Consider the following 22,849-nt stretch of genomic DNA (forward strand, 5'->3'; position numbering starts at 1 on the left):
CCGGCACCGGTGAGGGGCGGGGGGGCGGGTTGGATGTGCGGTAAGGACGGCCGGCCAGCGGCCGGCTACCGGGAGGGCCGGGAGGGCTTGCCAGTTACTGCGGCGATGACCGCCGACTGGTGAAGCAGGCCGACAACCCTGCCTTCCCGGTTGATCACGGCGTATTCACCGCCGTTCAGCTTCGAAAGGTACTGCACCAGCTCCTGTCCGGAGGCGGCGTCGGGGACGTAGGCCCCAGGGGCCAGCGGCCTGGCGACGGCAGCCACCGTGACGGTGGCCAGGTGTTCGGGCGGCACCTGTGCCAGGGCACCGCGGTCCACCACCGCCTCGGGCTGCCCCGTAGCGGCGGTGACGACCACCCCGGCGTCCGGGTGGTCCCGGACCAGCGCCGCGGCGGCGGCGGCGGTGGACCCGGCGGGCAGCGAAACGGCGGGGGTCATCAGGGCCTCTGCACCGACCTGCGGCAGCCGCAGCCGCATCCTGGCATTAGCGATGGAGGCTCCGGCGCCCATCCACAGGAAACCGCACAGCAGCGCGGCCACCAGGACGAGGCTCAGCGACGGCGATTCACCGCGGAGATAGGGAGGAACGAAGAGCGCGGCCAGCAGCAGCACCACAATGATGCGTCCTGCCCAGCCGGCCGCCACGGTTCCCCGCTCCTGCGAGCCCGTAGCCTTCCAAACGGCGCTCTCCACGATCCGGCCCCCGTCCAGCGGCAGGCCCGGCAGGACGTTGAACACTGCCACCAGCAGATTCGCGTAGACAAAGATCAAGGTGACCAACTGGCCCACGCTGCCGGCCGGAACCAGCTGCAGCACGCCGAAACCGACGGCAGCCAGGACGAAATTGGCTGCGGGCCCGGCGAGGGCGACGATCAGGGAGCGCCCCGGCGTTGACCGCAGGTCACCGAACTGGGTGTGCCCGCCCCACAGCGTGAGGACAATCCTGGCGGTGGGCCAGCGGTAGGCCCGCGCGATGAGCGCGTGCGCCACCTCGTGGGCAAGCACGGACAGCAGGAGTAACAGGGCATAACCAAACGCCACGGCATAAGCGCCGATTCCGAAGTACGGGAACACCCCGCGCACCTGGGGACCGAAAACGGCGACGATCAGCGCGGCGATGATGAACCAGGAATAGGCCAGGACAATCGGCACACCGGCGATACTGCCCAGCGGTATGCCTTCCCGGCGTGCCGGGTCCGCGCTGCTCACCGGGCAGGCTCCGGAACGGCAGCGGTGAGCAGGCGGGTCAGGTCGGCGACACCGCGGCCGGCGAGTGTCTCCCATTCGTGCTCTACCGTCCCGGCCGGCAGCGGAACGAAGTTGGGTATGCCGAGGGTTACCAGCCCCGCGGCACGGGCGGACGCCGTCCCGGGCAGTGAATCCTCGATGGCGACCACACGGTCCGGGCGGAGATCCGGAACGCTCCGCGAGAGCGTTTCAAACGCCTGCAGGTAGGCCTCAGGGTGCGGTTTGCCGGCATCGACCATGTCGCCGGTGACCACCAGGTCGAAGGTGCCCGGCGGCAGGGACTGGACAATCACTTTCGCCAGGACCGGTTCGGACATAGTGACCAGGCCGCACGGAATGCCGGCGGCCTTCAGCTCGGCCAGCAGTTCGCGGGCACCGGGACGCCAGGGCACCTCCTGCCGGACCTGCTCCGCAACGCGGTTGATAAGACGGTCGACAATCGTGCGGACGGGGAGGTCAACGCCGGCGTCGCGGAGCATGCCTGCTCCGAATTCCAGGGCCTGGCCGACCATGGCCTCCGCCTGCGCCTCGGTCCATTCCACTCCGAAACTGAGGGCAAGGTCCTTCTCGGCAGCGATCCAATACGGTTCGGTGTCCACGATGGTGCCGTCCATGTCCCAGAAAACGGCCTGCAGGGATGGATCGGCGGAACTGCGGACGGAAGTGGCTGAGGCGTATTCGGGCATGTCCTCAGTCTAAGGGGCGGTGGCGGAGTGTGTTTCTTTTGCTCTGCGCGAAGCCCCGCTGCGCGGTCCTGACACGGGGTGGCCCGGGGCATAGTGTGGTCGTGTGAGCAATACCGATGGCTTTGGCGCTGCAGGCCTACAGGACCTTTTTGATGACGATTCGTCCTCGGGACGCGTGACGGTGATGTTGGCTGCGTTCGAAGGATGGAACGACGCCGGCGAAGCCGCCTCCGATGCCCTGAAGTTCCTCAGCCGGCACTGGGACAGCGAAAAGATAGCCAGCATAGACGCAGACGAGTACTACGACTTCCAGTTCACCCGACCCGCGATCAGGCGCACGGCCTCCGGCGCCCAGCGGATCAAGTGGCCGACCACGCGGATTTCCCGGGCGGAGGTGCCGGACAGCAACCTGGACATTATCTTCGTCACCGGGGTGGAACCGTCCTACAAATGGCGCGCCTACACCGCCGAGATTATTGCCCTGGCCCGGGAGCTGGACGTGGACTGCATAGTGCTGGCAGGTGCACTTCTGGCCGACGTGCCGCATTCGCGGCCCATCCCGGTCACGGCCACCTGCGAAGAGCCGGACGTGCAGGATGCCCTGAGTCTCGAGCCCTCGACCTATGAGGGGCCGATCGGCATTGTCGGAGTGGTCTCCCACATGGCGGGACTGGCGGACATTCCCTCGGTTTCGCTGTGGGCCGCGGTGCCGCACTACGTAGGGCAGGCGCCGTCCCCCAAGGCGCAGCTCGCCTTGCTCAACCGCATGGAAGAGCTTCTCCAGGTCCCGCTGGACACGCAGCTGCTGACCGAAGAGGCCGAGGCCTGGGAGCGCGGCGTGGATGAACTGGCAACCGAGGATCCGGAAGTGGCCGCCTACGTGCGCCAGCTGGAGGAAGCGAAGGACACCGCCGAGCTGCCCGAGGCCAGCGGCGAATCGATTGCCCGGGAGTTCGAGCGCTACCTCAAGCGCCGGCGCCGGGACTGACCTGCGCCGTACCTGTCCCCTGACCCTGTTTCCCGGGCCCTGTTTCCTTGGCCCTGTTTCCTTGGCCTGACCCCGGCCGGCAGCGTCCCGAGGGACGCCCACCGCCGACCGGCTAGAGCCGGATTCCCAGCAGTGCGTTGACCGCGGCGGAAACCAACTCCCCGCCGGCCTGGGTGCCCGCTTTGCCTTCTGACATGGCAGCGGATGCCCAGGCATCCACCGCCCGCAGCGCGGCAGGGGCATCCAGATCATCAGCCAGTGCTGCACGGATCTGCTGCAGCAGCGCCTTGGCGGAGTCCTCGGAGGCATGGTGCAAGGCCCTGCGCCAGTCGGTGAGGCGCTGTTCCGCCTGCTGCAACTGGTCGGCGGTCCAGAACCAGTCGCTCCGGTAATGGTGGCCCAGGAGAACCAGTCGGATGGCTGCCGGTTCGACGCCCTCGGCACGCAGCCGGGAAACGAGCACCAGGTTGCCCAGCGACTTGCTCATTTTCTCGCCGTCAAGGCCCACCATGCCCGCGTGGGCGTAGTGGGAGGCCAGCGGTGCGCCGGAGCAGGCGTAGGCATGGCCGGCACTCATCTCATGGTGCGGGAAGACCAGATCGGATCCGCCGGCCTGCACGGTAAACGGCTGGGGAAGGAAGCGCTGGGCAATCACCGAGCACTCAATGTGCCAGCCCGGACGGCCGCGCCCGAGGCGTCCCCCGTCCCAGGACGGCTCGCCGGTCCGCGCCTGCCGCCACAGCAGCGGATCCAGTGCATTGCGCTTACCCGGGCGTTCAGGGTCGCCGCCGCGTTCGGCGAAGACCGGCAGCATCTCCTCGCGGCTCATATGGGAGACCTGGCCGAGCCACCAGGCATCGGGGTCTGACGGGGCGAGTGCCGAGGCGGCATCGACGTCGAAGTAGAGATCGCCGTCGGGTTCGCCCGCAGTGCCGGGCACCCGGTAGGCGAGCCCCCGGTCCATGAGCGCTTCAACTGCGGGCACGATCCACTCAACGGACTCCACGGCACCGATGTAGTGGTCCGGGGCGAGGACGTTCAGGGCTTCCATGTCCTCACGGAAGAGCTGTGTCTGCTCCTTGGCGAGCTCGCGCCAGTCCACGCCCGTGGCAGTGGCACGCTCCAGCAGCGGATCGTCGACGTCGGTGACGTTCTGCACGTAGGTCACGGCGTGTCCGGCGTCCCGCCACTGGCGGTTGAGCAGGTCAAAGGCCACATAGGTGGAGGCATGGCCCATATGCGTTGCGTCATAGGGAGTGATTCCGCAGACGTACATGCTCGCGGCACCGTCCGGCTGCACCGTCACCTGCTTTTGGGCGGCCGTGTCATACAGGCGGATGTCATCCGAAGTTCCGGGCAGGGAGGGCAGGGAGGGGGATTTCCAGGCAATCACCTTATAAACTCTACTGCTCGCTGCTAGGCCGCGATGACGCCGAAGCCCAGCAGCAGGTAGATGCACACACCCAGCAGGATGCGGTACCAGACGAACAGGCGGTAACTGCGTGTTGAAACGTAGCGCAGGAACCAGCCGATGATGATGAAGCCCACAACAAAGGCAACCACGGTGGCAGCGCCCGTCTGCAGGGCGGTGTACGGCATGGGCTCATCCATGGACTTCACCAGTTGGAACAGTCCGCTGCCAAAGACGGCGGGTATGGCCAGCAGGAAGGCGTAGCGGGCAGCCGCCTCACGGGTGTACCCCATGAGCAGGCCGGCAGTAATCGTGCCGCCGGAACGCGAGACGCCGGGGATCAGTGCCAGCGCCTGAGCGAATCCATACAGGATGCCGTGCTTATACGTCAGCTTGTCCAAGGTCCGCTGCTGCCGCCCCACGGTATCGGCCACCGCGAGGATAATGCCGAAGACAATCAGCATGGTGGCCACGATCCACAGGCTGCGGAAGGTGTTTTCGATCTGGTCCTGGAAGAGGAGCCCCAGGACCACAATCGGCAGGGTGCCGATAATGATCAGCCATCCCATCCGGGCATCCGGATCGCTGCGGGGCACCCGGCCAACCAGGGAACCGAACCAGGATTTGATAATCCGGACTATGTCCTTCCAGAAGTACACGGCCACCGCTGTTTCAGTGCCCAATTGGGTAATGGCGGTGAACGCCGCACCCGGATCCTGTGCACCCGGCAGCAGCTCACCGACAATGCGCAGGTGGGCGCTGGAGGAGATGGGGAGGAATTCTGTCAGGCCCTGGATCAGGCCAAGGAAGATCGCTTCAAACCAATTCACATAAGAACTCTATGGCACGAACCCGATGCACCGCGGACGCGGGCCACGCGGCCGGCACTGGGGACGGAGGTGGGGACCGCTCCGCGCAATCCCGGGATTACCAGCCGGCGGTGCGGCTGCTGCCGTTGCCTTCGGCGTCCCGGGCGCGGCGGCTTTCGGCCCCGGGCAACTGCCCCTCCCCCGCAGCGTCCGGCGCTATGCCGTCGATGCTCTCGCTCCCGGTCGTGTCCTCATCCGTTTCATAGTCCTCGTCATCGTCCTCATAGATCTCCAGCGGGGTGACTTCCCCATAGGCGTCGTAAAGGACTTCCTCGTAGACTTCGAAGGCATCCGCGATTGCGAGGTACGCGTTCTCCACCACCGGATCCTTCTCGCCGCGGCGGGTCGCGGCGGCGGCAAGGTGCTCCTCCAGGGCGGTCATCAGGGACTGGAGCGCGATGCGCGGATCTATGCTCATGCACTAGACGTTAGCTGTAAAGTAGGCAAAATTGGAGGGAAATGCGCGAACAAATTCTTGCACCGGATGTCTCCCGCCGGACGGAAAACGCCCGGGACTATGAGTATCTGGTGGTATCCGTAGACCCCACTGAACCGCTCCACGAAGCGCGCCGCCGGCTCGTCGAGCACGCCGAATACGGCAAATGGGAGCTGCATCGCAGCCGAATCTACAGCGGCGGCGGCCGCCGCTTCTGGCTGCGGCGCCGGATCCTTCGGGTACAGCGGACGGCCTGAGGGCCGGTTACTGACTGTCCGCCGGGCCCAGCACCGCATTGGCCACGCTTGCGTGCACCGAGTCCTCGCTGGAGGGATGGAACATGCCGGCGAGGACATCACGGTAAAGCCGCTCCAATTCCTGGCCGCGGGAATAGGCCCTTCCGCCGGCTACCCGCACCGCGGTCTCGACAACGCCGCGGGCAGTCTCCGTGGACCGGTACTTGAGCCCCGAGAGCAGCGGGAACCAGTAGGTCCCGTGGTCCGCGCCCTCTTCCAGGTCCCGGGCAACCGCGGCAAGCTGCAGATGCACCCCGTCCATGCGCAGTGCCGCATCGGCAATCTTCCACCGGGTGTCCGGATGGGCGGAGGCCGGAACCCCGTCGGGTGAGACGCGCCCCCGGGCGGCTTCAGCAGCCAGCTGGACGGCGCGGTCGCCTATCCCGGCATAGACCGCGGAGAGCAGGGTCTCGAACATGCTGAAAATCCCGAACACAAAAGCGTCCCCGTGCGGGCCCACAGGCGTGGTCCGGACAATCCGGCCGGCCGGCACTTCTGCCTCCTGCAATCGGGTGGTGCAGGACTGGCTGGCGCGCATGCCCATGGTGTTCCAGTCATCGGCAGTGCTGATGCCTGCTGTGCCGCGGTCGGCGAATCCGAATACCAGCCGGGATTCCCCGGGATCCGTGGCATCCTTGCCGAAGATTCCCAGACGCGTCCAGGCCGGTGACAAGCTGGTGAAGATTTTGGTTCCGGTGAAAGCAAAGCCGCCGTCGCCCAGGGGTCGGGCGGAGGTGTGCGAGTCAAAAAGCACCGCCGGGTTGCCCGGTTCGGACACTCCGAAGGCGAACAGCTCCCCCGCCGCAGCCTCCCGGAGGATGAATCCCAGGGAGTAGTCTCCGCGCAGCGCCAGCAGATGGGCAACCCCGCACCAGACCAGGTGCATGTTCACCGCAAGGGCCGTGGCAGGTGCCGCAGTGGCCAGCAGCTGCTGGCAGGCCACGACGTCGGGCACGCCCATGCCCGAACCACCCTCCGATGGCGGGGTGAAAAGGGCGAGGTAGCCGGCTGCGCGCAGATCCTCCAGGTCCTCCGTGAAGAAGGAATTGGCCTCGTCGTAGCCGGCCGCGCGGGCGCGCAGGCGCTCCAGCAGGTCGGGGCTGAGGATATCAGTGGCCGGCACGGCGGCCCTCCTTCCGTTGGGGCGGTCTGGTTCAGAGCCTAGTAGTCCTTCAGCAGCCGGGAGAGCACCCGGGTGCCGAACTTGAGCGAGTCCACCGGCACGCGCTCATCCACGCCGTGGAACATGCCGGTGAAGTCCAGGTCCTCGGGCAGCCGCAGCGGAGCGAAGCCGTAGCCGGTGATACCCAGCCGGCTGAGCGACTTGTTATCCGTTCCGCCCGAGAGAGTGTAGGGCAGCACCGGTGCGCCGGGATCCTCCGCATGCAGGGCGGAGATCATGGAATCCACCAGGTTGCCGCTGAACGGGACCTCCAGCGAGACATCCCGGTGCTCGTAGCTGACGTCGATCCCCTCTCCGGCGAGTTCCCGGATGGTGGCAAGCACGGCCTCCTCCTGGCCGGGAAGGGTCCGTGCATCGATCAGCGCCTCGGCGGTCCCGGGGATGACGTTGTGCTTGTAACCGGCCTTCAACACGGTGGGGTTGGAGGTGTTCTGCAGGGTGGCACCCACAAACCGGGCCACGGTTCCCAGTTCGGCCAGGATCCTGTCCGGGTTGTCCGGGTCGAACTCGACGCCGGTCAGCTCCGTGACGCCGTCCAGGAAGGCCCTGGTGGTATCGGTCAGTTCGATGGGCCAGGGGTGGCTGCCGATGGTGGCGACGGCGCGGGCCAGCCGCGTGACGGCATTGTCCGTGTTGATCTGGGAGCCGTGACCGGCACGGCCGTGGGCGACCAGCCGGAGCCATGAAATGCCCTTTTCGGCCGTCTGCAGCAGATAGGTGCGGCGTCCGCCGATGGTGGCCGAAAAACCGCCGACCTCGGAGATGGCCTCGGTTGCGCCGTCGAACAGTTCCGGACGGTGCTCCACCGCCCAGCGCGCGCCGTAGTCCCCGCCGGCCTCTTCATCAGCGAAGAAGGCAAAGACAATGTCGCGGCGGGGCCGGGTGCCGGTGGCCGCCATGGAGCGCATGACGGACAGGATCATGGCGTCCATGTCCTTCATGTCCACGGCGCCGCGCCCCCAGATCAGGCCGTCACGTTCCTCGCCGCTGAAGGGGTCGACACTCCAGTCCTGTTTCTGTGCGGGAACCACGTCCAAATGCCCGTGCACCACCAGTGCGGGCAGCGACGGGTCGCTGCCTTCCATCCGGGTGACCACCGATGCCCGGCCGGGAGCGGATTCGAAGAGGTCGGCGGTGAGCCCGGCTTCCTCGATCAACCCGGCGGTGTATTCCGCTGCGGCCCGTTCCCCCGGGCCGGAGTTGTCACCGAAGTTGGAGGTGTCGAAACGGATCAGGTCCCGGCAGATTTCCACTACCTCGTCTTCGGCGCGGAGGTGCCCGGACGCGGGCTCGGGGCGGACATCATCGGACATGCGGTTCTCCTTCGTAGCTGTCCAGCAAGCTTAGCCAGACTGTTGGTGCGGGCGGTCACATTTCGACCCCGGAAAGTGCCCAACCGCCCTCCGGCTTGGGCCGATTCGTTGTTATCGGCAAAACCGTGTTAGAGTTTTTTCCGTTGCTTTTGAAGCTTTCAAACAGCGGAAACGCTGCGGACAAGGCAGATAAACCACTCTCTGCGCGGGTGGCGGAATGGCAGACGCGCTAGCTTGAGGTGCTAGTCCTCTAACGAGGGTGGGGGTTCAAGTCCCCCTCCGCGCACAGCGAAGTCCCCCGGGAATCCACGGATTCCCGGGGGACTTTTTTGTGCCCTGCCGCGCGTATCCCGCGCCGCCCGGGAAACGGGCCAACCGGTTGACCTTCCCGGTACTGCCGCTGCCGCCGGCATCACCGCCCGCACGCCCGGGACAGCCCCCGGGCGTGTCCACCGGAAGCACACCCCGGTACCCTCAAAGTCATGGACGGCAGTATTGTCTTCAATTTCCTGCTGGTAGTGCTCTTTATCCTTATCGGCGGGGTTTTCGCCGGAGCCGAAATGGCCCTGGTGTCCCTGCGCGAGAGCCAGATCAGCGGGATCGAGCGCACCGGCCGCCAGGGGCGGCGCACCGCAAGCCTGGCACGCAACCCCAATCTCTTCCTCTCCGCCATCCAGATCGGGGTGACACTCACCGGGTTCTTCTCCGCCGCCTACGGAGCATCCGCACTTGCTCCCGCCATTGTTCCGCTTCTGCGGCGCTGGGGCCTCTCGGCCTCCGCGGCGGAGGCCACGGCCTTTATTGTGCTGACCCTGTTCATCGCCTACCTGTCCCTGGTCTTTTCCGAGCTGGTGCCCAAGCGCCTGGCCATGCAGAATGCCGTGCGCTTCGCGCGGCTGCTCTCCCCTGCCCTGAACCTGTTTGCGGTATTGATGCGCCCCGTCATCCGCCTGGTCTCCTTCTCCACGGATACGGTGGTTCGCCTGCTGGGTGGTGATCCCCGGGTCAAAACGCCGCCCATTACCTCCCAGGAACTGTGGGACATGGTCGCGGCCAGTCCGGTCCTGGCGGAGGACAGCAGGCGGATCCTCTCCGATGTCTTCGGTGCCGGGCAGCGCCTGCTCCAGGAGGTGATGCGCCCGCGGCCCGAAGTGCGTTTCCTGCAGGCAGACCTGACACTGGACCAGGCGCGGGCGGCGGTCCATCCGCTGCCGTATTCCCGGTACCCGGTGATCCGGGATTCACCGGACGACGTCGTCGGCTTCATCCACGTCCGCGACCTGCTGCGGGGCGACGACGACGGCGGTGCCGGCGGCGCGGGCGCGGGCGGAGCGCGAACCCTCGCGGATATTGTCCGCCCGCTGCTGTTCCTGCCCGGGACGGCCACCGTAGTGCCCTCCCTGTCGCGGATGCGGTCCGAGCACAGCCATATCGCGGTGGTGGTGGATGAATACGGCGGAACGGACGGAATTGTCACCCTGGAGGATCTGGTCGAGGAACTCGTCGGTGAAATCTACGACGAGTATGACACCGGGAGGGACCCCGAAGACCGGTTCCGTAAGGAAAAGGGCCAACTGGTAGTGGACGGGGCACTGATCCTCCAGGAGTTTGAACGCCTGACCGGGATCGGCCTGCCGGAGGGCCAGTATGAAACGGTGGCGGGGTACATCCTTGAACAGCTTGGCCGCATGGCCCGGCCCGGGGACAGCGTCCGGGCGCCGGGGTGCCGGTTGGAGGTGCTGGGTGTGCGCCGGCGCCGGATCGGGGCGGTCCGGGTGATTCCCGAGACCGCTGAACAGCCGGGTGGTCCGCCGCCATTGCCTTAGCACCGTCCACCGCGCAGAATACCGACCAAATGCGGTATCGGTGAACGTCCGGAAGGACAGCCATGGCTGACATCAAAGCGGAAACCGGTCAGACCGAACTCAAGCGGGTCATGGGGACCAAGCTGCTGCTGCTGTTCATAGTCGGCGACATTCTCGGAACCGGCGTGTATGCCCTGACCGGTCAGGTGGCCGGTGAAATCGGCGGAGCGGCGTGGGCGCCGATCCTGCTGGCCTTCGCGGTGGCCACCATTACGGCACTGTCGTACCTGGAGCTGGTCACCAAGTATCCGCAGGCCGCCGGCGCGGCGCTGTACACGCACAAGGCTTTCGGGGTGCACTTCCTAACCTTCCTGGTCACGTTCGCGGTGCTCTGTTCGGGCATTACCTCCGCGTCCACGGCCGCCAAGTTCCTCGCCGAGAACTTCATTGTCGGATTCCGGCTGGAGTGGGGGCAGACCGGGGTCACCTGGATAGCGGTGGCCTTTATGCTGCTGCTGGCAGCGATCAACCTGCGCGGTGCCGCGGAGAGCGTGCGCTTCAACATCGTCCTGACGGCCATTGAACTGACCGGACTGCTGATTGTGATCGTCATCGGTTTCTGGGCCATGGGCCAGGGGAACGCGGACTTCTCCCGGGTGGTGGTGTTCGAGACCGAGGCGGGCAAGAGCGTGTTCCTCGCACTCACGGGCGCCACGGCCCTTGCTTTTTTCTCCATGGTCGGTTTCGAAGACAGCGTCAACATGGCGGAGGAAACCCACGACCCGGTGCGGATCTTTCCGAAAGTCATGCTGACCGGCCTGAGCATTACCGTGTCCGTCTATCTGCTGGTATCCGTCGCCGCGGTGGCCGTGGTTCCGGTGGGCCAGCTCTCGGAAAGCACAACACCGCTGCTGGAAGTGGTGCGGGCAGGGGCCCCGAACCTGCCGGTGGACCGCATCTATCCCTTCCTGTCGATTTTTGCCGTGGCCAATACCGCCCTGATCAACATGCTGATGGCCAGCCGGCTGCTGTACGGCATGGCGCGGCAGGATGTGCTGCCCCGCGGCCTGTCGCTGGTATTGCCCGGCCGGCGCACGCCGTGGTCGGCCATCGTCTTCACCACGGCCATCGCCGTCGGCCTGATCGTAGTGGTCACCAACTTCATGGGCCGGGGCACGGTGACGGCTTTGGGCGGAACCACGGCACTGCTGCTGCTGGGCGTCTTCACCGTGGTGAACATTGCGTGCATTGTGCTGCGGCGGACGCCCACGGACCGGCCGCACTTCCGCTCCCCCGGCATCATGCCCTTCATCGGTGCCCTGACCTGTGCGTTCCTCATCGGTCCCTGGGCTCAGGACCCCATCGAGTACCGTATCGCCGGGATCCTCCTGCTCCTCGGGCTGGTGCTGTGGGTACTGACCTGGTTCTGGAACCGCGCGGTGAAGGCACGCAGAACACGGTTCAGCGACCCTGCGGAGTTGAGCTAGCACCGACCGTATGCACTGCCCGCACACGTCAGGAAGAAGGAGACCATGAGCGTCGTCGTCGGATACGTCCCCACACCGGAGGGCGAATCCGCCCTGAGCGCGGGCATCCGTGCGGCCCGGCAGCTGGGCACCAGGCTGATGCTGGTGAATGTGGAGAGCACCCGCGGCGCCCGGGCCGTTTCCGGTGCCCCGCGGGACTACCTCAAGGCGCTGGAGACTGTCCTGCAGGGCTCAAAGGTGCCCCACGAAGTGCTGCATCCGGTGGGGGACTTCGATTCCGCCGAGGAAATCCTCAAAGCAGCGGAAAACCATGAGGCGCGGCTGATCGTGCTGGGTCTGCGGCCCCGCACCCCGGTGGGGAAGCTGCTGATGGGCAGCACCGCCCAGCGGGTCCTGCTGGAGGCCGCCTGTCCGGTGCTCGCGGTGAAGGCCGGGCAGGCCTAGAGCTCGGCCAGTACCGCCTCAATGCCGGTGAAGGTCTCTTCGAAGGACGTGGACAGCGGCGAGAGCCCCAGCCGGATGCCGTCCGGGTTGCGGTAGTCGGGAATGATGCCCTGCTCCCAGAGCCTTGCAGTCACTGCCTTAAAGTCCGGGCCGTCAATGGTGATGTGGCTGCCCCTGCGCTTCGGATCGCGGGGTGAGGCGAGCACGACGCCGTGCGGTGCCAGCAGCGCGTCCACGGCGGTGACGGCATAGGCAGTCAGGTCAGCGGACTTCGTCCGGACGGCGTCGATGCCTGCTTCCCGGATCAGGGCAACCATGTCCTGCATGGCGAGCATGCCCAGGATCGGCGGTGTTCCTGATACCAGGCGGCGGATGCCCTCCGCCGGGACGTAGCCCTGGGCCATGCCAAAGGGATCCTTGGAGCCCAGCCACCCCTGGATGGGCTGGGAAAACTCCGGCTGGTGGCGGGCTGCTACGTAGGCCCAGGCCGGTGCACCGGGACCGCCGTTAAGGTACTTGTAGCTGCAGCCCACGGCGTAGTCGACGCCCCAGGCATCCAGTTCCGCGGGAACGGCCCCGGCGGAGTGGCAAAGGTCCCACAGGACAAGGCCGCCGGCCCGGTGCACAATGTCGGTGATGGCTGCGGCGTCGGCCAGGTAACCGGACCGGTAGGCCACGTGGCTGAACACGGCCAGCGCGGTCTGCGGGCCCACGGCGTCCGCCACCGCGTCGGCGCTTACCCCGCCGTCGTAGTCAGCGCCCACCCAGCGAAGGGTCAGGCCGCATTCGCGTGCCACGCCCTCCAGCACGTACCGGTCCGTCGGGAAGTTGTCCGCATCCAGGAGGATTTCGGTGCGGTCCGGACGGGCGGCGACGGCGGCCCGGGCAAGTTTGTACAGCAGCACGGTGGTGGAATCGGCAACGATGCACTGGCCGGCCGCTGCGCCCAGGGCCACCGCGCCCAGCTCGTCACCGAGGCGGGCGGGCAGCTCGAGCCACTCCTCGTCCCAGCCCCGGATCAGCCGTCCGCCCCACTGCCGGGCAACGAATGCCTGCAGGTTTTCGGCGGTGGCGCGCAGCGGACGGCCCAGCGAGTTGCCGTCCAGATAGGCACGGACTCCCTCCGCCGGCAGGAACCGGTCCCGGTAGCCCGCCAGCGGATCAGCCGCATCCAGTTCCTTGGCACGGAGCAGCAGGGCGGCAGCATCAATCATGGGAAAACCTTAGCAGCGGGCGGGCCCGGGGAACGGCCGTGGCCGACCTGCAGGCTGCCTTAAAGGAACGGCCGGCTGCCTTAAACCGGTCCGCCCGGTGCCGGAGGATTATCCGGAACCGGGCGGGCCAAGGTCAGGGCGGGAGATCAGGCCCGGGTGCCGGCGGCAAACCCGTCAGCCGAGGCGTCCTCCGAGGCCAACGGAACGACGGACCCCGAGAAGTGCCGGCGCTGTGAGCGCGGGTTCCAGCCGGTGAAGCTGGAACCGGACCAGGCAGTGCCCTGCTCTTCGTCGCTGATCGCCACGGCAACCGTGGCGGGCAGGAACACCGGCGACTCGAAGTCAATGCTCCATTCGAAGGGTCCCTCATGCGTCTGCACGGCATCGGCCACCACACGGGAGGCCAGGTACATGCCGTGCGCCAGGGAACGCTTCATGCCCAAGGCCTTGGCCGACAGGCGGCTGAGGTGGATGGGATTGAAGTCCCCCGAAACCCGGGCGTAGTTGCGTCCGGCATCCGCTCCCAGGCGCCATGACGCCGTCGGCAGCGGCGGGATGAACTCGGGACGGGGAGCGGATGCGGCCGGCCGGTCGATCTTGGGCAGGAAGACGCCCTTGGCCAGGTAGGTGGACCGGCCGCGCCAGAGCAGCTCACCGCCGTCGGACGTTACTTCTGCGACCAGTTCCACCTGGGTGCCGGCACGGTGGCCGTCCAGGTTCTCCGCCCACGCGGTGACCGTCAGAGGTTCCGTGTAGTGAATGGGACGGAAATGCTGGACCACGTTGCGCAGATGCACCATGCCCAGCAGCGGAAGCGGAAAGTCCTCCCGGGCCATCAGGCTCATGGCCACCGGGAAAGCGAATGTATGCACGTATCCGGTGGGCAGGTAGTCCGTGGCGCTGTGCAGGACCAGGCGCTGGAAATCGGTCAGTTTGGCCAGGTCGACGACGGCGCCGCGGACTTCATGCCGGTCGGCCGGGAGCAGCCCGGTCCCCTTGGCCGGGGACAGGCGCGACTTCGCCGCGCTGCCGACTGCACCGGCATACAGTTTGCCCAGTGCGGGGATTTCGGCGAGCTGGGTGGTGCTCATGCGCCCACCATGTTCTGGCCGCACACCCGGACCACCTGGCCGTTGACCCCGGCCGCCGCATCGGAGGCAAGGAAGGCAATGGTTTCCGCCACGTCCACCGGCAGCCCGCCCTGCTGCAGGCTGGACAGCCGACGCGCCACCTGGCGGGTCAGTGCGGGGATGGCGGCGGTCATGTCCGTTTCAATGAATCCCGGGGCAACGGCATTGATGGAACCGCCCCGCGGCGCCAGCAGCGGCGCCGTGGCCCGGACCATGCCGATCACCCCGCCCTTGGACGCGGCGTAGTTGGTCTGGCCGCGGTTGCCGGCGATGCCGCTTGTGGAGGCCAGCGACACAATCCGGCCCTCCGGGCTGAAGCCGTCCGAGGCCAGGAAGGTTTCGTTCATGCGCAGCTGCGAGGCGATGTTCACCGCGATGACGGAGCCCCAGCGGGATTCGTCCATGTTGGCAAGCAGCTTGTCGCGGGTGATGCCGGCGTTGTGGATCACGATGTCCAGGTGGCCGTAGCGTTCGGCAGCGTGGGCCAGGATCCGGTCAGCGGCGTCCTCGCGGGTGATGTCCACCTGCAGGGCAGTGCCGCCGATTTCGTTGGCCACCTTCGCCAGCTGTTCACCGGCTGCCGGAACGTCCACCACAATGACCTGCGCTCCGTCGCGGTGCAGGACCTTGGCAATGGCGGCACCGATGCCGCGGGCGGCTCCGGTCACCACTGCCACCTTGCCGGCCAGCGGCGCATTCCAGTCCGTCGGCAGGGTTCCGGCGTCGGAACCGACGGTAATGAACTGGCCGCTGACATAGGCGCTCTTGCCCGAGAGCAGGAAGCGCAGGGCAGCCGCCACGGACGGAGCTGAGGCCTGTGTCCCGTTGGCCAGGACGATGCCGTTGGCGGTGGCACCGCCGCGCAGCTCATGGGCGATCGACCGCAGAGTGCCGTCAACGCCCTGCCGCGCCGCGGCGGCGGCAGGATCCTGCGCTTCGGCAGCGGGGCGGGAAACGGTCACGACGCGGCCGCCCGGCGCGAGGTCGCGCAGGGCGGAACCGGCAGCCAGTACCGGTTCGCCAAGGTCCGTGGGTGCGGCGGCGTCGTCGAGCACGATCAGGATGGCACCGAGCTTCTCCTTCGGCATCGCGTGCCGCCGGACGTCCTGGTCCCAGGACAGCAGCAGCTGGGCCAGATCGTCGGCGCTCTCCCCCTTGCCCAGTACCAGCACGGGTCCGGGGACCAGCGGCTTCGACGGATCAAAGCGGCGCAGGATGGCGGGGCGGGGCAGTCCAAGCTTCTTGGAGAGGTCGCGGGTGATGCCCGTGTTGACGAGCTTGAGGTAGGTATCAGTCATGGTTAGCGCGCCTCCAGGATCGCGACGAGTCCCTGCCCGCCGGCAGCGCAGATGGAAATCAGGCCACGGCCCGAACCCTTTTCGTGCAGCATCTTCGCCAGCGAGGCGACGATGCGGCCGCCGGTGGCAGCGAACGGGTGGCCGGCTGCCAGCGAGGAGCCGTTGACGTTGAGCTTGCTGCGGTCGATGCTTCCCAGCGGCGCATCCAGTCCCAGGCGGGTGCGGCAGAACTCCTCGTCCTCCCAGGCAGCCAGGGTGGAAAGGACGGTGCCGGCGAAGGCCTCGTGGATCTCGAAGAAATCGAAGTCGTCGAAGGTGAGGTTGTTGCGGGCCAGCAGGCGGGGCACGGCGAAGGCCGGAGCCATCAGCAGGCCGTCCTTGCCATGAACGAAGTCCACGGCGCCGGCTTCGGCGTCCACAACGTTGGCCAGCATCGGCAGGTCGTGTTCGCGGGCGTAGTCTTCGGAACCAAGCAGCACCACGGAGGCGCCGTCGGTCAGCGGGGTGGAGTTGCCGGCGGTCATGGTCGCCGCGTCGCCGAGGGACTTGCCGAAGACGGGCTTGAGCTTGGCCAGCTTCTCCATGGTGGTGTCCGGGCGCAGGTTCGCATCCTTGGCCAGGCCGCGGTACGGGGTGACCAGGTCATCAAAGAAACCGCGGTCATAGGCAGCGGCCATGTTGCGGTGGCTGTTGAAGGCCAGTTCGTCCTGGGCCTCCCGGGTGATCTTCCACTGCGCGGTGGTCAGCGCCTGGTGCTCGCCCATGGACAGGCCGGTGCGCGGCTCTCCGGTGGACGGTGCGTTCGGGGAGAGATCCTTCGGGCGGATCTTGGCGACGGCGGCGAGCTTCTGCTTGGTGGTGCGTGCACGGGAGAGGTCCAGCAGTGCCCGGCGCAGACCTTCGCTGACCGCGATCGGGGCGTCCGAGGCGGAATCCACGCCGCCGGCAATGGCGGATTCCAGCTGTCCCAGCTTGATCTTGTTGGCCAGGCTGACCACGGTTTCAAGGCCGGTGGCGCAGGCCTGCTGCACGTCATACGCGGGGGTTTCCGGCGACAGTGCCGAACCCAGGACCGCTTCGCGGGTGAGGTTGAAGTCGCGCGAATGCTTCAGGACGGCACCGCCGGCCACTTCGCCGATCCGTTCGCCCTGCAGGCCGAAGCGGGCAATCAGGCCGTCGAGGGCTGCAGTGAGCATGTCCTGGTTGGAGCTGTAGGTGTACTTGCCGCCGGAGCGGGCGAAGGGAATGCGGTTGCCGCCGATCACTACTGCCTTGCGCGGTGCGTTGGTGCTGTTTGCCGGCGTGGCTCGGGCGGGTTCGGGCTGTGCAGCCATGTCGTCGCTCTCCTTGGAATCCATGGGGGTGGGTGGAACGGTTCGGTGTGACGGTAGTTACTGTTACCCAGCGTACCTGATACGCTGAGTATCGTGAACACAGCATTGGAGGATGCATCCTCTTCTCCCCCGGCCGGGGACGGCCGCTCGCTCCGTTGGGAAGCCCACCGGGCTGAGCGCCGCCGTACCCTGATCAAGACTGCGCGCGGAGCCGTGCACACCCTGGGTTATTCCGCGTCCATGGAAGAGATTGCGGCAGCCTCGGGAACGTCCAAGTCCGTCTTTTACCGCTACTTCGGTGATAAGGCCGGGCTGCAGCAGGCGATGGGTGAAATGGCGGTGGCACGGATGCAGGACAAGATCCTCGCCGCCGGCCGCACCGCCACCTCTCCGCGTTCAGGCCTCCGCGCCATGGTGTCGGCCTATCTCCAGATGGCCGAGACTTCTCCCAACGTCTACCTGTTTGTCACCGGCCGGCTGGCCGAGGGCGGGCCGGAGCAGCAGGCAGAGACGCCGCTGTCTCATTTCTTCGAAGCCATCACCTCCATGATGGATTCGGCCATGCGGCAGTACCTGGCCGGCCGGGAGGTCCCTCCGGAGACCACCGCCACCGCCCAGTACTGGCCCTCCGCGGCCCTGGGCATGATTCGCGCCGCCGGTGAACGCTGGATCGCTGCACCCCCCAGCCCCGACAAGCCCACGGAAGAGCAAATGACCGATCAGCTCACCGCCTGGCTGTTCGACGGGATCGGTCATGACCAGGGGCGTTCGCCCCTCCCCCGTTTTTCCTCCTGATACGCCCCCAACCAGCACGAAGGACACGCAATGACGCAAACGCTTTCAACCCCGGAACGCCAGCTCCCGGCCAGTGCCGCTATCAGCGACAACGACGCCGCAGTGGTGGACACCGAATCCCTCAGCCGTGCCCTGCTGGGCAAGTGGGCGGATATCCGCCTGCAGGCACGGGCCCTGGCAGGCCAGGATGCCCTGCATACACCGGCCGGGCTGAGCCACCACGAGCACCGCGAACGGGTCATGGGCCAGCTGAAGATCCTGGTGGACGCCGGTGCCGTGCACCGCGCCTTCCCCAAGTACGTGGGCGGCGAGGACAACCATGGCGGAAACGTCGCCGGGTTCGCGGAACTGGTCACCGCCGACCCCTCGCTGCAGATCAAGGCGGGCGTTCAGTGGGGACTCTTCGGGTCCGCCGTACTGCACCTGGGCAACCGTGAGCACCACGAGAAGTGGCTCCCGGGCATCATGAGCCTGGAGATTCCCGGCTGCTTCGCCATGACGGAAACCGGCCACGGTTCCGATGTTGCCAGCATCGCCACCACGGCCGAGTACGACGTCGCAACGGAAGAATTCATCATCAACACGCCGTTCCGCGCGGCGTGGAAGGACTACATCGGCAACGGCGCAGTCAACGGCAAGGCGGCCGTTGTGTTTGCCCACCTCATCACCAAGGGCGTTGACCACGGCGTCCACGCCTTCTACGTTGAACTCCGCGATGACAACGGCTTCCTGCCCGGTGTCGGCGGCGAGGATGACGGGGTCAAGGGCGGCCTGAACGGCATCGACAACGGCCGGCTGCACTTTTCCAATGTCCGCATTCCCCGGACCAACCTGCTCAACAAGTACGGCGACGTGGCCGCGGACGGTACCTACACCTCCGCCATTTCCAGCCCCGGCCGGCGCTTCTTCACCATGATCGGCACCCTGGTCCAGGGCCGCGTCTCCCTGGACGGCGCCGCGGTGGCCGCCAGCAAGCTGGCCCTGAAGACCGCCATCCAGTACGGCACCGAACGCCGCCAGTTCAACGGCGCCTCGGATATCCGCGAAGAGGTGCTGATGGATTACCAGCAGCACCAGCGCCGTTTGCTTCCGCTGCTGGCCACCACGTTCGCTGCGTCCTTCGCACACGACGAGCTGCTGCAGAAGTTCGACGACGTCTTCTCCGGCGCGCACGACACCGATGAGGACCGCCAGGACCTTGAGACCCTTGCCGCCGCGCTGAAGTCCCTCTCCACCTGGCACGCCCTGGAGACCCTGCAGGAATGCCGCGAGGCCACCGGCGGCGCCGGTTTCCTGGCGGAGAACCGCTTTACCGCCCTGCGGGCGGACCTGGATATCTACGCCACCTTCGAAGGCGACAACACGGTGCTGCTGCAGCTGGTGGCCAAGCGCCTGCTGGCCGACTACGCCAAGGAATTCGCCGGCGCGGACTTCGGCGTGCTGGCACGCTACGTGGTGGGCCAGGCCGCCGACGTGACCGTGCACCGCACGGGCCTGCGGCGGATTGCGCAGACGGTGGCGGACTCCGGTTCGGAGAAGAAGTCCGCGATTGCCCTCCGCGATCCGCGCGCCCAGCATGATCTGCTCGCTGACCGGGTGAACACCATGGTGGCGGAGGTTGCCGGAGCCCTAAAGGCGGCCCGCGGCCTGCCGAAGGAAAAGGGTGCGGCCATCTTCAACGAGAACCAGCACGCCCTCATCGAAGCCGCCCGCGCGCACGCTGAACTGCTGCAGTGGGAAGGCTTTACCCGGGCACTGGACCGCATTGACGACGCCGGCACCCGCCAGGTCATGACCTGGGTCCGGGACCTGTTCGGGCTGTGCCTGGTCGAAAAGAACCTGGGCTGGTACCTGATGAACGGCCGGCTCTCGGCCCAGCGTGCACGCACCCTGGGCCCGTACATCAACCGCCTGCTGGCCAAGATCCGCCCGCACGCCCTGGACCTGGTGGACGCGTTCGGCTACGGCCAGGAGCACCTGCGTGCCGATATCGCTTCCGGCGCTGAGAAGGCACGCCAGGACGAGGCCTTCGAATACCAGCGGCTGCTCCGTGCCAGCGGCGCCGCCCCGGTGGACGAAAAGGTCCTGATTGCCCGCGAAAAGGCGGCCAAGAAGAAGTCCGGCAAGAAGTAGGCTTTCGGGTCCGCCCGGAAACCGTAAAGGCGCCGCCGCACTGCAGCAATATGCAGGACGGCGGCGCCTTATGCGTACCGGGGTGCTGCCCCGGCACCGGTTACGGCAGGACCGACCGGTAGACGGCCAGGGTGGCCTCGGCGATGGACTCCCAGGAGAACTCCTTGGTGGCGCGGAGCCGGCCGGCCATGCCCATCTGTTCGGCCAGGGCCGGGTCGGTGACCACGGCGGTCAAAGCGGCCGCGAAGTCGCGGACAAAAGCCTCAGGGTCCAGCGGGGTGCCGGTGCCGTCCGTGACCTGGTCGATGGGTACCAGCAGGCCGGTGACTCCGTGCTCCACTACCTCGGGTATCCCGCCGGTGGCGCTGGCCACCACCGCGGTGCCGCAGGCCATGGCCTCAAGGTTGACGATGCCCAGCGGTTCGTACACGGAGGGGCAGGCGAACACGGTGGCGATGGAGAGGATTTTGATCAGTTCGGCGCGCGGGAGCATCCTCTCGATGACCACTACGCCGGTCCGGGTACGCCGCAGGTCCTCAATCAGCACGGCTGTTTCGGCTGCCAGTTCGGGAGTGTCGGCAGCCCCCAGGCACAGGACCAGCTGCACTTCCGGCGGCAGCAGTGCCGCTGCCCGAAGCAGGTAGGGCACGCCCTTCTGGCGGGTGTTGCGGCCTACGAACACCACGCTGGGACGGTCCGGGTCGATACCGAAGGAACGCACGCCGTCGGGGTCGGCGTCCGGCTGCCACTGCACCACGTCGATGCCGTTGTGGACCACTTTGACCTTCTCCGGGTCCACGTCCGGATAGCTGCGCAGGATGTCCTGGCGCATGCCGTCGGAAACCGCGATGATGGCCGCGGCCGCCTCATAGGCGGTTTTCTCGACCCATGAGGATACTGCGTAACCGCCGCCGAGCTGCTCGGCCTTCCAGGGGCGCAGCGGTTCCAGGCTGTGGGCGCTGAGTACGTGGGGGATGCCGTGCAGCAGCGAACCAAGGTGCCCAGCCATATTGGCGTACCAGGTGTGCGAGTGGACCAGGTCCGCACCTGCCAGGCCGCCCAGGATTTCCAGGTCCGTCCCCAGGGTCTGCACCGCCGGATTGGCTCCGTCCAGTTCCGCCGGGGCCCGGTAGCTGTGCACCGCGGCTCCGTGGAAATCAGCCGGGCGCTCGGCCCCGAAGCAATGAACATGGAGATCAACTTCTCCGGCCAGGACACGGCTGAGCTCGGCCACATGAACGCCTGCTCCCCCGTAGATTTCCGGCGGGAATTCCTTCGACACAATATCTACTCGCACTAAACCAACGTAGTGCACCGGGCAACCTGTGATCTAGTGTGAAGTCAGCAGACTTACTTCCGGAAGAGGTTCAACACAAATGGCGCCAAAGAAGGTCCTGGCAGTAGTGCTTGCAGGGGGCGAGGGCAAACGCCTGATGCCGCTGACGGCAGACCGGGCAAAACCCGCGGTCCCGTTCGCGGGGCGTTACCGCCTCATCGACTTCGCACTCTCGAACCTGGTGAACTCCGGGTACCTGCAGATAGTGGTCCTCACACAGTACAAATCCCACAGCCTGGACCGGCATATCTCCGAGACCTGGCGGCTGTCCACCCAGCTGCAGAACTACGTGGCGTCCGTGCCGGCCCAGCAGCGCGTGGGCAAAAGCTGGTTCCTTGGCAGCGCCAATGCGATCTACCAGTCCATGAACCTGATTGACGATGCCCAGCCGGACATCGTCGTCGTTATCGGCGCGGACCACGTGTACCGGATGGACTTCTCCCAGATGGTGGAGGCGCACATCGCCTCCGGCGCCTCGGTCAGCGTCGCCGCGGTGCGCCAGCCGATGCACCTGGTGGACCAGTTCGGCGTTATCGAAACGGACCCTGAAAACCCCGGCAGGATTGGCGCCTTCGTGGAGAAGCCCGATTCCACGCCCGGCCTGCCCGATGACCCGGACAGCTTCCTGGCCTCCATGGGCAACTATGTCTTCAACACCGACGCCCTGGTCTCCGCGCTGCAGGCCGACGCCGAACGGCTGATCACCAAGCACGACATGGGCGGGGACATCATTCCCTACTTCGTGGAGCGCAACGACGCCGCCGTTTACGACTTCACCACCAATGTCATCCCCGGTGCCACCGGCAGCGACCACCAGTACTGGCGCGACGTCGGCACCCTGGACTCCTATTACGAGGCCAACATGGACCTCATTTCCCCGCTGCCGGCGTTCAACCTGTACAACCTGCAGTGGCCCATCTACACCCGGCAGAGCATCTCTCCGCCCGCGAAGTTTGTCCGCAGCGCGTCGGACCAGCCGGGTACGGCCATCGACTCGATTGTCTCCGACGGCACTGTTATCTCCGGCGGAACGGTGACCGGTTCGGTGCTTGCCCAGGATGTCTACGTGTCCTCCCACGCCGAAGTCACCGACTCGGTGCTAATGGATAAGGTCCACGTCGGCGAGGGCGCCGTCATCCGCCGGGCCATCATCGACAAGAACGTGCGGATCCCGGCCGGCGCCACCATTGGCGTGGACCGCGAACTCGACCTCAGCCGCGGGTTCACCGTGACGGAATCCGGGCTGACGGTGCTCAGCAAGGGCCAGCGGATCCCGGCGGAAGCCCCCCGCGAAACCGTATAGGCCCACGCAGTACGCCGGGCCGGACAGGCGGCGGGGGCAGCGGATGTGAGATTCCGCCGTGCCCCCGCCGCCGATACGGGTGCCGTCCTGCTTCTCCGGTATCCTCGAAGTGCGCACTCAAGTTGCGCCGCGCCGTGA

At 66.8% G+C, this 22,849-nt stretch carries 19 protein-coding genes, 1 tRNA gene and 1 pseudogene; 9 read left to right on the forward strand and 12 right to left on the reverse strand.

Translation table 11 applies throughout. The annotated features are described in order from the left end of the window. Positions 1-65: 65 nt before the first annotated feature. Entirely contained in the window at positions 66-1,211 is a 1,146-nt protein-coding gene (locus AC5RTS_RS00880; protein WP_493990187.1) for a site-2 protease family protein, read from the reverse strand. Further along, positions 1,208-1,936, reverse strand: coding sequence for an HAD family hydrolase (locus AC5RTS_RS00885; protein WP_493990188.1), 729 nt, complete (start codon positions 1,934-1,936; stop codon positions 1,208-1,210). Before AC5RTS_RS00885 ends, AC5RTS_RS00880 begins: the two co-directional genes overlap by 4 nt. A 184-nt stretch (positions 1,937-2,120) precedes the next feature. On the opposite strand from AC5RTS_RS00885, the gene AC5RTS_RS00890 reads away from it, so the two are divergent. Beyond that, complete coding sequence (locus tag AC5RTS_RS00890; RefSeq protein ID WP_493990486.1) at positions 2,121-2,924, forward strand: PAC2 family protein; 804 nt, start codon at positions 2,121-2,123, stop codon at positions 2,922-2,924. Between the two features lie 112 nt (positions 2,925-3,036). Here the strand turns inward: AC5RTS_RS00890 and mshC are convergent, their stop codons facing one another. The 3 genes and pseudogenes from mshC to AC5RTS_RS00905 all read right to left on the reverse strand — a co-directional run. Then, positions 3,037-4,317, reverse strand: coding sequence for a cysteine--1-D-myo-inosityl 2-amino-2-deoxy-alpha-D-glucopyranoside ligase (mshC, locus tag AC5RTS_RS00895; RefSeq protein ID WP_493990189.1), 1,281 nt, complete (start codon positions 4,315-4,317; stop codon positions 3,037-3,039). A 23-nt stretch (positions 4,318-4,340) separates the two neighbouring features. Continuing rightward, the gene (locus AC5RTS_RS00900) at positions 4,341-5,165 is read right to left on the reverse strand and encodes an undecaprenyl-diphosphate phosphatase (protein WP_493990190.1); all 825 of its coding nucleotides are present in this window, start codon (positions 5,163-5,165) and stop codon (positions 4,341-4,343) included. Between the two features lie 226 nt (positions 5,166-5,391). Beyond that, positions 5,392-5,622: pseudogene (locus tag AC5RTS_RS00905) on the reverse strand (hypothetical protein); the annotation flags it as partial. 41 nt (positions 5,623-5,663) lie between these two features. Between AC5RTS_RS00905 and AC5RTS_RS00910 the strand changes: the two are divergent. Next, positions 5,664-5,897, forward strand: coding sequence for a DUF5703 family protein (locus tag AC5RTS_RS00910; RefSeq protein ID WP_493990191.1), 234 nt, complete (start codon positions 5,664-5,666; stop codon positions 5,895-5,897). A 7-nt stretch (positions 5,898-5,904) separates the two neighbouring features. Here the strand turns inward: AC5RTS_RS00910 and AC5RTS_RS00915 are convergent, their stop codons facing one another. Next, positions 5,905-7,059 carry an acyl-CoA dehydrogenase family protein gene (locus AC5RTS_RS00915; protein ID WP_493990192.1) on the reverse strand — a complete coding sequence of 385 codons (1,155 nt, stop codon included), beginning with the start codon at positions 7,057-7,059 and terminating at the stop codon, positions 5,905-5,907. 38 nt (positions 7,060-7,097) lie between these two features. Next, complete coding sequence (locus AC5RTS_RS00920; protein ID WP_493990193.1) at positions 7,098-8,432, reverse strand: M20/M25/M40 family metallo-hydrolase; 1,335 nt, start codon at positions 8,430-8,432, stop codon at positions 7,098-7,100. A gap of 203 nt (positions 8,433-8,635) precedes the next feature. Between AC5RTS_RS00920 and AC5RTS_RS00925 the strand changes: the two genes are divergently transcribed. The 4 genes from AC5RTS_RS00925 to AC5RTS_RS00940 all read left to right on the forward strand — a co-directional run bounded on the left by AC5RTS_RS00925 (position 8,636) and on the right by AC5RTS_RS00940 (position 12,168). Beyond that, a tRNA-Leu gene (locus AC5RTS_RS00925) sits at positions 8,636-8,718 on the forward strand. 196 nt (positions 8,719-8,914) lie between these two features. Continuing rightward, the gene (locus AC5RTS_RS00930) at positions 8,915-10,258 is read left to right on the forward strand and encodes a hemolysin family protein (RefSeq protein WP_493990194.1); all 1,344 of its coding nucleotides are present in this window, start codon (positions 8,915-8,917) and stop codon (positions 10,256-10,258) included. A 62-nt stretch (positions 10,259-10,320) separates the two neighbouring features. Next, a complete protein-coding gene (locus AC5RTS_RS00935) occupies positions 10,321-11,724 on the forward strand; it encodes an APC family permease (RefSeq protein WP_493990195.1) in 1,404 nt (467 codons plus the stop codon). Positions 11,725-11,769: 45 nt separating this feature from the next. After that, complete coding sequence (locus AC5RTS_RS00940) at positions 11,770-12,168, forward strand: universal stress protein (RefSeq protein ID WP_493990196.1); 399 nt, start codon at positions 11,770-11,772, stop codon at positions 12,166-12,168. Here AC5RTS_RS00940 and AC5RTS_RS00945 read toward each other — a convergent pair. The 4 genes from AC5RTS_RS00945 to AC5RTS_RS00960 form a co-directional block, all read right to left on the reverse strand. Beyond that, the gene (locus AC5RTS_RS00945; protein ID WP_493990197.1) at positions 12,165-13,382 is read right to left on the reverse strand and encodes a kynureninase; all 1,218 of its coding nucleotides are present in this window, start codon (positions 13,380-13,382) and stop codon (positions 12,165-12,167) included. The two genes, AC5RTS_RS00940 and AC5RTS_RS00945, sit on opposite strands and share 4 nt — an antisense overlap. 146 nt (positions 13,383-13,528) lie before the next feature. Then, positions 13,529-14,473, reverse strand: a complete 945-nt coding sequence (locus AC5RTS_RS00950) for a MaoC family dehydratase (RefSeq protein WP_493990198.1) — start codon at positions 14,471-14,473, stop codon at positions 13,529-13,531. Next, a complete protein-coding gene (locus AC5RTS_RS00955) occupies positions 14,470-15,810 on the reverse strand; it encodes a 3-oxoacyl-ACP reductase (protein WP_493990199.1) in 1,341 nt (446 codons plus the stop codon). The genes AC5RTS_RS00950 and AC5RTS_RS00955 overlap by 4 nt, the downstream gene beginning before the upstream one ends. A gap of 2 nt (positions 15,811-15,812) precedes the next feature. Beyond that, complete coding sequence (locus tag AC5RTS_RS00960) at positions 15,813-17,144, reverse strand: acetyl-CoA C-acetyltransferase (RefSeq protein ID WP_493990487.1); 1,332 nt, start codon at positions 17,142-17,144, stop codon at positions 15,813-15,815. A gap of 93 nt (positions 17,145-17,237) precedes the next feature. Here AC5RTS_RS00960 and AC5RTS_RS00965 point away from each other — a divergent pair, with 93 nt between their 5' ends. After that, the gene (locus AC5RTS_RS00965; protein WP_493990200.1) at positions 17,238-17,939 is read left to right on the forward strand and encodes a TetR/AcrR family transcriptional regulator; all 702 of its coding nucleotides are present in this window, start codon (positions 17,238-17,240) and stop codon (positions 17,937-17,939) included. Between the two features lie 30 nt (positions 17,940-17,969). After that, positions 17,970-20,072: an acyl-CoA dehydrogenase family protein gene (locus AC5RTS_RS00970; RefSeq protein ID WP_493990201.1), complete on the forward strand. Its 2,103-nt coding sequence runs from the start codon at positions 17,970-17,972 to the stop codon at positions 20,070-20,072. 100 nt (positions 20,073-20,172) lie between these two features. Here the strand turns inward: AC5RTS_RS00970 and glgA are convergent, their stop codons facing one another. Then, entirely contained in the window at positions 20,173-21,369 is a 1,197-nt protein-coding gene (gene glgA / locus AC5RTS_RS00975) for a glycogen synthase (RefSeq protein WP_493990202.1), read from the reverse strand. A gap of 79 nt (positions 21,370-21,448) precedes the next feature. On the opposite strand from glgA, the gene glgC reads away from it, so the two are divergent. Continuing rightward, complete coding sequence (gene glgC / locus AC5RTS_RS00980) at positions 21,449-22,711, forward strand: glucose-1-phosphate adenylyltransferase (protein WP_493990203.1); 1,263 nt, start codon at positions 21,449-21,451, stop codon at positions 22,709-22,711. Positions 22,712-22,849 lie beyond the last annotated feature (138 nt).

It is taken from the genome of Arthrobacter sp. MDT1-49-2, from assembly GCF_059090185.1.